At 44.2% G+C, this 13463-nt stretch carries 12 protein-coding genes; 3 read left to right on the top strand and 9 right to left on the bottom strand.

Annotated elements, in window-relative coordinates; all coding sequences use genetic code 11:
• Positions 1–63 precede the first annotated feature (63 nt).
• Complete coding sequence (locus TW85_RS04255; protein WP_046015926.1) at positions 64–972, top strand: amidohydrolase family protein; 909 nt, start codon at positions 64–66, stop codon at positions 970–972.
• Positions 973–1122: 150 nt separating this feature from the next.
• A complete protein-coding gene (locus TW85_RS04250) occupies positions 1123–2472 on the top strand; it encodes a Fic family protein (protein ID WP_046015796.1) in 1350 nt (449 codons plus the stop codon).
• Here TW85_RS04250 and TW85_RS04245 read toward each other — a convergent pair.
• A complete protein-coding gene (locus TW85_RS04245; protein WP_046015795.1) occupies positions 2469–3059 on the bottom strand; it encodes a TetR/AcrR family transcriptional regulator in 591 nt (196 codons plus the stop codon). The two genes, TW85_RS04250 and TW85_RS04245, sit on opposite strands and share 4 nt — an antisense overlap.
• Positions 3060–3222: 163 nt before the next feature.
• Here TW85_RS04245 and TW85_RS04240 point away from each other — a divergent pair, with 163 nt between their 5' ends.
• Entirely contained in the window at positions 3223–3732 is a 510-nt protein-coding gene (locus TW85_RS04240; protein ID WP_046015794.1) for an HPP family protein, read from the top strand.
• A gap of 144 nt (positions 3733–3876) precedes the next feature.
• Here the strand turns inward: TW85_RS04240 and TW85_RS04235 are convergent, their stop codons facing one another.
• From TW85_RS04235 to TW85_RS04200, 8 genes are all read right to left on the bottom strand, one after another.
• On the bottom strand, positions 3877–4707 hold the full coding sequence (locus TW85_RS04235) for a class II fructose-bisphosphate aldolase (RefSeq protein ID WP_046015793.1): 831 nt from the start codon (positions 4705–4707) through the stop codon (positions 3877–3879).
• 11 nt (positions 4708–4718) lie between these two features.
• Positions 4719–5564 carry a 5-deoxy-glucuronate isomerase gene (locus TW85_RS04230; protein WP_046015792.1) on the bottom strand — a complete coding sequence of 282 codons (846 nt, stop codon included), beginning with the start codon at positions 5562–5564 and terminating at the stop codon, positions 4719–4721.
• Between the two features lie 77 nt (positions 5565–5641).
• Complete coding sequence (gene iolC / locus TW85_RS04225; RefSeq protein WP_046015791.1) at positions 5642–6637, bottom strand: 5-dehydro-2-deoxygluconokinase; 996 nt, start codon at positions 6635–6637, stop codon at positions 5642–5644.
• Positions 6634–7809: a Gfo/Idh/MocA family oxidoreductase gene (locus TW85_RS04220; RefSeq protein WP_046015790.1), complete on the bottom strand. Its 1176-nt coding sequence runs from the start codon at positions 7807–7809 to the stop codon at positions 6634–6636. Before TW85_RS04220 ends, iolC begins: the two co-directional genes overlap by 4 nt.
• Positions 7810–7821: 12 nt before the next feature.
• Positions 7822–9678, bottom strand: coding sequence for a 3D-(3,5/4)-trihydroxycyclohexane-1,2-dione acylhydrolase (decyclizing) (gene iolD, locus TW85_RS04215; protein WP_046015789.1), 1857 nt, complete (start codon positions 9676–9678; stop codon positions 7822–7824).
• Between the two features lie 47 nt (positions 9679–9725).
• Positions 9726–10700 (bottom strand): ABC transporter permease, encoded by a 975-nt coding sequence (locus TW85_RS04210; RefSeq protein ID WP_046015788.1) that lies wholly within the window; start codon positions 10698–10700, stop codon positions 9726–9728.
• Positions 10700–12250 (bottom strand): sugar ABC transporter ATP-binding protein, encoded by a 1551-nt coding sequence (locus tag TW85_RS04205; RefSeq protein WP_046015787.1) that lies wholly within the window; start codon positions 12248–12250, stop codon positions 10700–10702. The genes TW85_RS04210 and TW85_RS04205 overlap by 1 nt, the downstream gene beginning before the upstream one ends.
• Before the next feature lie 109 nt (positions 12251–12359).
• Entirely contained in the window at positions 12360–13301 is a 942-nt protein-coding gene (locus tag TW85_RS04200) for a substrate-binding domain-containing protein (RefSeq protein ID WP_157196880.1), read from the bottom strand.
• Between the last annotated feature and the right edge of the window lie 162 nt (positions 13302–13463).

Below are 13463 nucleotides of genomic sequence, written 5' to 3'. Positions count from 1 at the left end.
GATGCTTACCGCCACATTAAGCCTAAAATGGCCTTAAGCATAACCTTCAAGGTGATCGTTAAAATGAAAGAGACTGACAATCAAAATACTCCATTCACACCGCCTTTATGTGATGCCCCTGATCCTTTTATTACCAAACCAGATTTTGGCCTACCTCTGGGTTCTATTGATTGTCACGCCCATGTCTTTGGTCCACTAGATAAATACGACTACACAGAAAACAGAAGTTATACACCGCCTGATGCGCCAGTAGGCGCTTACTTACACATGCATAAGCAATTATCCATTAGCCATGGTGTATTAGTACAACCTAGTGTGTATGGCACAGATAACAGCCTACAAACCGACACACTGAATTACTTACGTAAGCTAGGTGAAGACTACAAAGGCATTGCCGTTGTCGATGCCAATATCAGTGATGAGGCGTTAGACGAACTTGCCTTATCTGGCCATGTGGGTGTGCGCATGAATCTACTCTTTAAGGGCGGAATAGCATGGGACGATGTGTGCCATTTAGCCGAGCGTCTAGCCAAGCGCAACTGGCATCTACAGTTCTTAATTGATATCGCGAATTTCGATGGTTTCGCCGACAAGATACGCCAACTTCCCGTGCCTGTGGTGATAGATCACATGGGGCATATGGACACAAGTTTGGGTCTAGGTCACCCTGCTTTTCAAGACTTATTAAGCCTATTAGAAGAAGGCCGAGTTTGGGTTAAACTCTCAGGCGCTTATCGTACCAGCACCCAAGCCTGCACTCCTTTTAGCGATGTGACCCCTTTTGCCCAAGCACTGGTTAATGCCAATACCAAGCAATGTGTTTGGGGTTCAGATTGGCCTCATCCTCACTTTGATAAAGCCATGCCAAACACCACAGATTTGTTAAACGAACTCACTCAATGGGTACCTGATGAAAACCTACGCAAGCAAATTTTAGTGGATAACCCAAAGCGCCTTTATCAGTTTGATTAAGCAACTCCTAACACAACAAAGAGCCTTAATTTGCCTTAAATCCAGTTATTTCAAGGCATTTTTCTATCAAGCCAAAACTTTCATTGCATGTCCAATGCTAGCAACCTAATATAGCTAAACAAACATTTTTAAAAAGTTGGTTTAGCTAATATGAAGAAAAAAGTCTTTGGCGTTGAAATCCCTCCCAAGAGAAGGGAAGAAGAGCTTTCTTCATTGCCAGGCCAACTTTGGGGAGAGATCTCACCAAAGAAATATGGTTTTGATTCAAAAGGAAACTATTTATCTTGGGATGAGTTTATTCCTAGAAACAAACATCTAAAAGAACATCTACAGCCTGCTTGGTTTCTATTAAAATTTAAAAGGAACCTTGAGCAAATAGAAGAGATCTATGCATTCGATGAAAGTGGTGATGTTCGCTTTGTAGAATATAGTCCTTCTTCCTTGATGGCAAAAATTCATAAAATTGAAATGCTCTCCAGTCTCAAACATCTAGAGTTGGAAAAAGGTAATCGGCAGGGCTTCCTTTCCGCAAGCTTAATTATGGAAGAAGCAATTAATAGTGCTCAATTAGAAGGTGCAGCAACGACAAGACCCGTCGCCAAAGAAATGTTATCGACAAACAGAGAGCCTAGAAACTTTTCTGAACAGATGATATTGAATAACTATCACCTAATGAACTACTCAAAATCTGTCATCAATGAAACACTTTCCATTGAGCTTATTCAAACCTTCAACCAAGTAGCAACAATTGAAGTATGTGAAAATGAACATACCCCTGGAATGATTCGTGATGAAGCTATCACTGTCACCGAAAGTGAATTTAATGAAACCATACATTTCGCCCCAGACAGCGCTCATATTAATAAAATGTTGGAAAGCTTATGTGAGTTTGCCAATAAAGAGCACCAAGATAATGACTTCATTCACCCCATTGTAAAAGCCATTATTTTACATTTCATGATTGGCTATATTCATCCCTTTCTAGATGGAAATGGCAGAACCGCAAGGGCGCTCTTTTATTGGTTTATGCTAAAAAGTGGCTATGATAATTTCCAATACATCTCCATTTCCGCACTACTAAAAAGCTCAAAGAAGAAGTACGCAAGAGCATTTATTAAGTCAGAAAATGATGAATTTGATCTCACGCACTTTATCGACTTTAACATGAATATCATTATTCGATCTTTGGAAGGCTTTACGCTCTATATTCAAAATAAAATAGAGGAAATTCAGAAGTTGAGGCTTGAGATCCATAAGTCTCCCTATTTTAATGAGTTCAAGTTCCAACATATCACTATCATAAAAAAGGCCTTTGAAGACCCAGGCCGTGAATTTACAGTGAAAGAATGGCAGACTGAATTTAATGTGTCGGCCACAGCAGCAAGACGTTATTTAGATAGATTAGTTGAACTCGGTATATTAGTTAAAACGTCTCAAAAAGGTAGGCAACTTGGCTATTTAGCGCCAAGAAACCTCAAGCAGCGCCTTAAACTTGATTAAACCAATAAAGATAAGATAAGCGCCTCATGTTGGGGGCGCTTTGCCACTAGTTTTGTCATCTCATCTTGGGCGAATTCAGCCCGTATAATCAGGCCTTCAATAAAGGTGAGTAGCATTTCTGCTTTTTCCTCGATATCTGCCAAGCTGTCATCCAAGGCATCCTGTATTAACTGACCTAACCAAGCTTTATGATCTAAGGCTATCTGGCTGATTTTCCGATTATTTTGTTTAAACTCAGACAGGGCGTGCATGAACATACAACCCTGAAAATGATCGGACATAAACCAAGCATAATGCCAATCTAAGATGGCTAATAAGCGTCGGTAGCTGGCCATTTTAGCATCCAGTGTAGCCTCTGCCATGGCTTTATTAGCCGCATTTACCTTATCAAATAAACCTTCTTCAAAACGTTGATGACGCCTCTCTAGTACCGCTTCTATCAAGCCATCTTTACCACCAAAGTGGCGGTAAATCGTCGTTTTAGAAACACCCGCTGTGTCTCGAATCAAATCAACCCCCACAGCCGTATAACCTTGCTGATTAAATAAGGATTCAGCGCAATCTAAAATGTCGTGTTTGGTGCTCATGTTTTTCCCTAGGGTTTGCTCAGGTTTTCAGCTAATTCTTTTAAGTCTTGATAAAATGGTACAGATCTGTACAGTTATATAGTACAGATCTGTACCATAGCATACAGGTCTTAAAAATAATTGTTAGTGTGCTTATTCAAAGCACACACAGTGAGGTGCAAAGATGGGTAGATTCTCAGGGGGTGGCAAGCTAGTTCCAAAGCCAGATGCAAAGGCCATTGCGACAGGTTTTATCGGTGGTTTTGTGGGTATATTAAGCCTAGCCTTACTTACAAGTTGGTCTGGCTACCCTCTGCTTATGGCGCCTTTTGGCGCAACCTGCGTCATTCTATTTACCGCCGCCGCAGCACCTTTTGCACAACCAAGAAATGTCATAGGCGGTCACTTTATCAGTGCTTTAGTAGGCTTAATTGCTCTCTACTTTTTTGGCCAAGGTCCTATTGTGATGGCATTCGCGGTTGCAACTGCCATTGCAGCCATGCAGTTTTTCCGAGCAGTACATCCACCCGCTGGGGCAAACCCTTTGGTCATTTTAATGGCAGGCAGTGCAGGCTTTGATTTTCTATTATTACCAGTTTTATCAGGCAGTATTGTTTTGGTGGGTGTGGCAGCTGTGATCAACAATGCTAAAGCAGATGCCAAATGGCCGCTTTATTGGATAGGCAAAGACTAAAAAGCCCTAAGGAAAACGAAAATAGTTATTCATCATACTGTCTCATCTGCTTTCTATCTGGCGCCAGATAAGCAGTATGATGAATAAGGTTTTCAATCATTGAAAACTAACGCGGAACGGAAAAGAGGAAATCAATCACGAGTCCTAAGCTAAGAGGCGTATAATCCTCTCTGCTTCAGCCTGTATAAAAGGCATGACCTTTTGCATAAAGTACATCTTGTCGAACTTGTTAGGCTCTTCATTCATCAGGCGTCTCAGGTTCTCACCTGTGGCCATACGAAGTGATGTCCCTATATTAAATTTAGACACTCTGGTTTGTTTAAGCTTTAGAATATCTTCTTCTTTAATACCTGTAGTGCCATGAATCACCAGAGGAATGTCGCCCACTAAACCGGCAATTTCTTCAAGCCTAGGGTAATCAATTACTGAGTCAGGTGTGGTTAACCTGTGAACATTACCCACAGCAACCGCCATGGCATCTAAGCCACTCTCACTGGCATAGGCCGCTGCTTCTTCTGGTACTGTGCTGATAGATTTAATATGGTCACGACCTTCGTTATAGGCAACCGACCCTATCTCACCTTCGACACTCACCCCCATGGCATGCGCAACCTGTACAACTTGCTTGGTACGGCGAATATTCTCTTCTAGCGGAAGCTGAGAGCCATCAAACATGACAGAAGAAAAACCATGGTGAATGGCCTGGTACACTATCTCTTCTTCATAAGTGTGATCCAAATGTACACACACCTTGGCAGAGCTATTATGAGCAAGAGAAAGCAGCATTTTAGCCAGTGCTTCCACTCCCATAAAATCGACCATGTCCTTATTTGCCGCCAGAATGACCGGGCGCTTTAAGGTTTCGGCCGCAGCAACAATGGCGCGGCCTTCTTCGTATCCAAATACATTGCAGCAAGGAATGGCAGAACTCCCATTCGCAGCATCTGGCAAAATATCATTCAAGCTAACTAGCATGTTTTACTCCATTACTTGAATTTGCTGATCATGTCCTTGATACCAGGGATAGTATGTATCTGATATTCATGGTGCGGATCAAAGTGTTGAATGAGAGACTTAGAGTGTTCGCCCACAATGACAGTGAAGTAATACATTTCATAACCAGGCGCGGCAACACAAGGGTGGTAGCCCTTATCGATAGCAATCACACTGCGGTTTTTAATATGGTAAACAGGGCCAATATCGTCTTCGTGCTCATATAAGAATTGGGCGCCAAAACCTTGATCAGGATTAAAACGGAACTGATACACTTCTTCGTAGCGAGTTTCTTTTGGTAGACGCTCTGTATCGTGTTTATGAGCAGGGAAACCAGACCAGCCGCCTGCGCCGACAGTAAAGAGTTCGCTCACTAGCAAACGCCCTCTTTGACCCGCATTTTTCTGCCCTAGAATATGCTTAATTTTACGGTGTGTTTTGGTGTCGTCACTGCCGTACTGCACTTGGTCGCTGTCTTCTGGTTTCACTTCAAATGGCTCAAGGGTTTCTTCAAACTTACCACCAGCAACCATGATGTCGGCATTCTCAGACACACAGGTAATCACAACCGTCGCACCTAATGGCGCATAAACCGCCGCAGGGTTACCGTCCCAGACATTTTTACGTTTGCCGATGTTATCAAACACTTCATCATTAACCTTGATGCTACAAGTACCGCCAGCAAGCACGACAGCTGTCTCATATTCATCTAACTGATAAGTGTGACTTTCACCTTGTTCTAAGAACACCTGATTGAAATAAATCAGTGGTGTGGTGTCGTCATTCACATCTATAATCGGTTTGTTCTCATTGTTATAAGCAGCAATATGCTTTCCCATAATTCTTATCCTTCCAGAGTATTCGTTTATAATTTTTTATAGTCTTTTTTAAGCCGAACTGTGGTTAATAGAGCCAGCTAGGCTGCAACATTTCTTTGTTCGATAAAGTCCAACAATTCTTGTTTGGTTGGCATGGCATCCGTACAGGTTTTACGAGAAACATTGATCGCAGCGGCAGCCGAACCCAGCTTCACGCCATTTGCCAAGGTGTCACCTTGTAGCAGTGAATACAGAAGTGCTCCGGCAAAAGAATCACCCGCACCAAAAGGCTTTTTCACTTCAACCGGGAAGATACCTTGTGCGAAGTACTCGCCGTCTCGTGTGTATACCTTGGAACCAAATTCACCGGCCTTAATAATGACCACTTGAGTTAATCCTGTGAGGTAGCGTTTCGCTGTCTTGTCATCGTCTTTATTGCCTTGGTCGACAAGATGTTCCATTACATCAAATTCTTCACGGTTACCTATGACTATGTCTGACATGGATGCCACTAGCTGATAATAGGTCGCTGAGTCTTCTGGCGACGCCCAAGAGTAAGCTCGGTAATCCACATCTAAAACCACTTTTGTGCCAGCGGCTTTAGCGTATTGAATTGCCACTAAACAGGCTTCCCGAGAAGGGCTAGATGACAAGGCCGTCCCTGTGACTAACAAGACTTTGGCACTGGCAATATAAGACTGGCTTACTTGCTCTGCGGTAAGAGATAAGTCCGCCGCATTATGACGATAGATCACCACTTCACAGTCTTTTGCCTTCATTTCGGTAATGGCCAAACTGGTACGTGTGCCGGAGGCATCCAGCACAACCCCACGAATATCCACCCCTTCGCGGTTTAGGTAATCGCATACATATCGACCTAAACCATCGTCAGAAACACAAGAAATCAAACCGGGTTTTGCCCCTAAACGAGCCAAGGCCACAGCGATATTTGCTGGGGAACCACCCACATGTTTGTCGAAGCCAGAGACATCAAGAAAGTCGGCATTCTCCTCCTTGGCATAGAGGTCGACGCCGGCACGGCCTAGGCAAATCACATCGATCGGCCTATCTTGAGGAAAGTTAAAATCCATCATGCAAAATCAACCCATTTAGCATTGTCATCGGCTGATTCAACACAACGTTCTAAGAGTTGAACCCCTTCGATACCCGCATCAATATCTGGGTACCAGGTGTTATTTACTGTCTCTAAATCACCTGCGTTCATGGCTTTCATGACAATGCCAAAACGGCTATAAAGATTGGCCCAAGACTCAAAGAAGCCTTCAGGGTGACCCCCACCAATACGGTTACTGCTCACCGCAAGATCATCATTATGTAGATAGCCCATACCACGCTCTAATACGCGTGCAGGTTCACCTTGAATTTCATAGCTGAGTTGGTTTGGTCTTTCATCCCACCATTCGATACTGGCCTTTTCACCTATCACACGTATCTTCTGCTGGTGCATAGAACCCGCATTCACACCACTTGCCCAAAGTGTGCCCACAGCACCATTGGTAAAGCGCATCATGACATGAGCATTGTCTTCTAGCGGCGCACGAGATTTCACAAAGCTTTGACGGGTACAGCACAAAGAGTCGACCGTTAATCCCGCCATTAATTGGGCTAGGTAAAAGGCATGCGTGCCCACATCACCCAAAACATAAGTCGGGCCTGAAACTTCTGGGTTCATGCGCCATTTAGCACCTGGGTCATTTTTCTCCACTTCGGTAGCATGGAAGCCGTGAGCGAACTGCATGTTGATAACGCGAATCTCACCTAGATCACCACGTTGAATCATCTCTTTCGCTTGATGAATCATTTGGAAACCCGTATAGCCGTACATAACGCCAAAGATGCGGCTATGCTGGCTCGCAATCTCTTTAAGCTCTTGCGCTTCTGCCACAGTAAAGGTCACGGGTTTTTCACAAACCACATGTAAGCCCGCTAACAAAGCCGCTTTAGAAATAGCGTAGTGAGTGCCATTTGGCGTTGCGATAGACACGGCTTGGATACCATCTTCACGTTTGGCTTCTGTCTCAAACATGACTTGATAATCTGCATAACAACGATCCGCATCCAGACCCAAGTTAATACCGAAATCACGGCAACGATCCGCATCAATATCAAAAGCACCCGCAACCAATTTAAAGTGACCATCACGGCTAGCACCGGACCTGTGGGCATAACCGATTTGTGATCCACGACCGCCACCGACCATGGCCCAACGTAACGCTTCTGCTTTATTTATTTCTTCACTAAACATTGTCACTTCCTCTTACACGCCAGGACGTTGATGTGTACGCCCTGCACTAAAATCTGATACGGCTTTTTCGGTTCTTTCATCGCGAGTTACTTCTGGTAAACCCACTTCCCACCAGCAATCACAGCTAGACCACTTGGTGGAGTCGATATCAACCACTATGACAGAGGTTCTATCGGCTGCTTTGGCACGGGCAAAGGCCGCATCAAAGTCTTGCATAGAACCTACTTTTTCACTGATAGCACCTTGGGCTTCTGCATGTTTAGCAAAATCCACTCGGGCAAATTCTGTCTCTGGGTTTTCACGACGACAGTCTTTTAATAGGTTGTTGAAGGATTCATTACCTGTGTTGTTTTGCAGCTTGTTGATCACAGCAAAACCCGCGTTATCACAGACAACAATGATCATCTTGTGGCCTGATAAAACCGAGCTGTAGATGTCTGAGTTAAGTATCATGTAGGAACCATCGCCCACCATGACAACAACATCATTGTCTGGGTTCGCGATTTTCGCGCCCCAGCCGCCCGCAATTTCATACCCCATGCAAGAGAAGCCAAACTCGATATCAAACTTACCAATCTGCTTGCTCTGCCAGTTCATATTTAGCTCAGCAGGTAATCCACCTGCCGCCGTCAATACGGTATCGCCCGCTTCAGATAAACGGTTCACAGCACCAATAACCTGTGCATAAGAGGCCATTTCATCCCCAGCCACCGCCATTCTGTCATTACAAAGGGCTTTCCAATCATCCGCTTGCTTTGTAGCTTGGCTAGACCAATCAGTCGACCCTTGCCAATCCGCTAACAAGTGGCTGATTTTAGTCATGGTGACCTTGGCATCGGCGATAATCGGCATGGATAAGTGTTTAATCGCATCATGTCGACCCACATTGATGCTGATAATTTTAAGGTCAGGGTTTCTAAACACAGACCAAGAACCTGTGGTGAAGTCCTGTAAACGCGTTCCTATCGCCACAACCACATCCGCATGAGCTGCTAGATAGTTGGCAGAATTAGAGCCTGTCACCCCAATTGGGCCACCGTTTAATGGGTTGTCTTGCAACAGGGTGGCACGCCCAGCAATGGTTTCTATGACTGGCACATTATGCTTTTTAGCAAATTGCGCTAGCTCATCGGTCGCATGCGAGTAATGCACACCACCGCCACTGATAATCAAAGGACGCTCTGCTTGGCTAATTAACTTAACGGCCTCTTCTAGATCGCGCAGTTCAGGTTCAGGACGACGAATTCTATGCACTTTTTCTGCGAAGAATTGCTCTGGGTAGTCATAAGCCACACCTTGAATATCTTGCGGTAAACCGATAAATACAGGGCCGCAATCTGCTGGATCCAACAAGGTATCAATCGCTTGTGGCAAGGTTTGCAAGATTTGAGCTGGGTGGATAATCCTGTCCCAATAGCGAGTCACTGCTTTGAAAGCATCATTCGCTGTGGTCGATGGATTATGAAAATGCTCAGTTTGCTGCAACACAGGATCAGGCAAACGGCTAACATAGGCATCCCCTGCAAACATCAACAAAGGCAGTCTGTTGGTGTGAGCAATACCGGCTGCAGTAATCATATTGGTCGCACCTGGACCAATGGATGCTGAAGCAATACCAATTTTTTGACGCTTATTAGCTTTGGCATAAGCGACAGCAGCCATCGCCATAGATTGCTCGTTCTGACCACGCCAAGTCGGCAACTCGTCTTCAGCATTCTTTAACTGCTGGCCTAGACAGGTCACATTACCGTGTCCAAAGATGGCAAAAGAACAGCCAAATAAAGGCTCAACCTGTCCATTGATTTCAATTTTCTGTGCAACTAAATACTTCACTAATGCTTCGGCGAGTGTAAGGCGAACCGTTTTCATATCATGTCTCTTTTCAGTAGTTATAGGGGATGTGCTAATCCCAGTTATTAGGCTTTTTTACGTTTTTGTGCATCCAATAACACGGCACTGATGATGATCATGCCCTTGATAATCTGCTGCCAGTAAGGATCTACGCCCAACATATTTAGGCCCTTGTTCATCACACCGATAATCAAAGCGCCGACAATACACATACCAACAGAACCCACACCGCCTGCTAAGGATGTACCACCGATAACGGCTGCAGCGATGGCATCTAGTTCCCACATGTTGCCGAACGTTGGGTTACCTGCATAAGCACGTGAAGCCAACATAGCACCCGCCAAACCCGCTAGAGCACCGGCTAAAACATAGACTTTGACTAAGGTAATTTCGACGTTTACACCACAAATTCTGGCGGTTTTAACATTACCTCCGATGGCGAAAACATGACGACCAAAGGTCATACGGCTCATCATGACGTGACAAACAACCGCCACTAGCACATAGATGATTACCAAGCCTGGAATGCCAAATACTGTGCCATCACCAATTGAGGTAAAAGCATCAGAGCTCGCATCAACAGGGCGACCATCACTGAATAATTGCGCCATACCACGGGCCATTGTCATCATGCCTAAGGTGGCAATAAAAGGAGGGATACGCCCATAAGCGGTAATCGAGCCATTGATCAGTCCACAGACACTGCCAACAAATAAAGCAGCACCGAAGGCAAATATGGTCATGCCATAACCTTCTGACCCTGTGACTATGCTTGCTCCGACAACCGACGCTAACGCCACAATAGAACCACCCGATAAATCAATACCGCCGGTAACAATGGCAAAGGTGACCCCGATGGCAATAATGCCGAACATGGACACCTGTTCTAAAATACTGAGCACGTTACGAATAGAGGCAAAGCCATCTATTTTTAAAGACAAAGCAACAAACAAAAGCACCAAGATAATGAGCATGCCGTACTTGTTGAGAAATTCTGTGTAATTCGTTTTTGTTAAACTCTTATTTGCTAAAGAATCCATTAGGCAACCCCTTCTATGCGCAAGTCTGATGTGTCTATTGTTTGTTCGCTTGGTACGTCACCACCTGCAGCCATTTCTAAAATAACTTCTTGTGTGGCCTGTTCTCTGTCCACTATTCCTATCTCACGCCCTTCAGCCATGACCATAATTCGATCACTCAGTGACAAGAGTTCTAGCATTTCAGAAGAGACGATAATGATGGCTTTACCTAATCTAGCCAGCTCAACAATAAGTTTATAAATTTCGGCCTTGGCACCCACATCTATCCCTTTAGTCGGCTCATCTAAGATAAGCACCTCAGGCTCAAGTAGTAGCCAGCGAGCAATCAAAACCTTCTGTTGGTTACCACCCGACAGGTTATCGATAATGGTATCGACCGTGGGTGTTTTGATGCGTAATTGCTTCTTCATGTCTTCAGCAACATGGGAGGCAAGCTCATCTGAAATCAAACCAGATTTAACGTAAGGACTTAGTTCAGGCATGATCATGTTGTCGGTAACGCTCATATTGAGCATCAGGCCTGTAAGTTTTCTATCCTCAGTCACAAAGCCAATGCGTCGCTTAATGGCATCCATAGGCTTATAAATTTCGACGCGTTTGCCGTGTAGATAAATGTCACCCGATTGAGCAGCTTTATAACCAAAGATGGCTTCCACCACTTCACTTCGACCTGCACCAACCAAGCCTGCAATACCAAAGACTTCGCCTTTTTTCACATCAAAACTGATGTCTTCAAATTTGCCTGGTAAAGACAGGTTATTTACCTCTAAAAGGGTTTCACCGATTTCGACTCGCTCTCGCTCAAACATCTCATCCATTTCACGGCCAACCATCATATTGATTAGCTCTTCTTTGGTGATGTCTGAGGTTTGTTTAGTGCCAATATATTCCCCATCCCGAATGACAGACACTTCATCGGACAGCTCGAATACTTCCCCTAATTTGTGGGAGATATAGATAATAGAGATGCCCCTTTCTTGCACCTTGCGCACTATCTTATAAAGCTGTTGTACTTCTGATTCGGTTAAGGCTGTGGTTGGCTCATCCATGATGATGAGTTTGGCGTCGTAAGAAACGGCCGTTGCAATGGCTAATAGTTGCGCCTTAGCTACTGACACATCTTGCATCAAGGTTTCCACTTCCATGGGAATACCTAATTCATCTAGGACCTTAGCGGTTTCCTTATTCATGGCTTGATGATCCATCAAAAAGCCTTTTCTTAGCTCGCGACCAAGAAAGAAGTTTGCCGCCACAGATAAGTTACCTGAAGGGCTGATTTCTTGAGGTACCATGGCCAATCCAGTTCGAATCGCATCAATCGGCACCTTAGGAGTAAAAGGCTGGCCATCAAATAAGATTTCGCCACCTTCATCTGGTGTATATAGGCCGTACAAAATTTTCATTAAGGTTGATTTGCCTGCTCCGTTTTCACCCATGAGTGCATGGATGCTGCCTTTACGGATTGTCAGGTTGACTTGATCAAGCGCTTTGACTCCAGGAAAAGTCTTACTCACATTGATCATTTCTAAAATGCTGTCGGAGTTAGTCATAAGCAATATTATTTTTATATGTGTCAGTCATTTTAAATAGAGGGCGACCTCTGCAACCGCCCTCTACTCTTTGGTACATCTCTTACTTAGGGAAGCTCACGCTTACCTATTACTGCTTAGCAGCGTATTTCATTAGGTATTCCATTTTTTTGTCTTCTGCGACTAACTCAAAATCGATCCAGTTCATTTTCTGAACCTGCTGACCCATAGCTAGCTTGTACGCAATCTCAGCACCACCGTAGCCTTGGCCACGTGCGCTTTGGAAAACCGTTGAATCTAAGCCTGAACCTAGGTATTCAAGGGCATCAGGAGTGGCATCAACACCAGAGATGATCATGTCAGCATCGGTTTTACCGGCTTTACGGGCAGCAAGGAGTGCACCAATAGCCATTTCATCATTGTTGGCTACGATGACATTAATTTCAGGATGCGCTTGCAATAAATCTTCTACAATCTGCAAGGCTTTGGCTCTATCCCAGCGGCCTTCTTGTTCAGCAACCACCTTGATATTGGAATATTTTTCGAAAACTTGTTTGTTACCAGCGGTACGCTGTATCTGTGCTTCATGACCTAAAGCACCTAATAAGATAGCCACATTACCTTGCTTGCCATCTAGCATGCCTGCCACACTTTCACCCTGGATAATGCCGGCTTGAATAGATTCAGAACCTACATAAGCGTCGACTTTACGCATGGTTTTTTCGCTTGGTAAGCGGTTAACTATGACAAGAGGAATGCCAGCACGATTCGCTTTTTTAGAGATAGGCTTAACAATGGCAACATCGGTTGGTACTACGAGTAAGGAGTTAACACCCGCGTCAATAAAGTTATCCACGTCATTCAACATCTTACTTGGATCTTCATTGGCGTCTGTCATTTTGATTTCAACATCAGCATGTTTGTCATCAAATTCATTCACACCTTCGAACAAGTAACTCATCCATTTATCTGCGAAAGATGGCATAGGCGCACCAATCACCAGAGAGTCAGCAAGTGCGATATTTGAAGCGGAACAAATGACGGCGGCAGCTAATAAGGTTTTTTTTATCATTTTTATTTCATCCTATATTGAGTCTCAACAAGTGGAAGCTGATGAAGTCAGTACACCAGCCTGATCACTCTTTAATCAGACTATCAATATGATTTTATTTTTGCAAGCGCTTGCAAAAACATTTTTAAAACTTATTATGAGTAAGATCAAACATGGGCAACA

Origin of the sequence: Marinomonas sp. S3726 (genome assembly GCF_000967665.1) — a bacterium.
GTDB lineage: Bacteria > Pseudomonadota > Gammaproteobacteria > Pseudomonadales > Marinomonadaceae > Marinomonas.
Note: the sequence above shows the minus strand (reverse complement) of the source record. Positions and strands in the feature narration are given on the sequence as shown.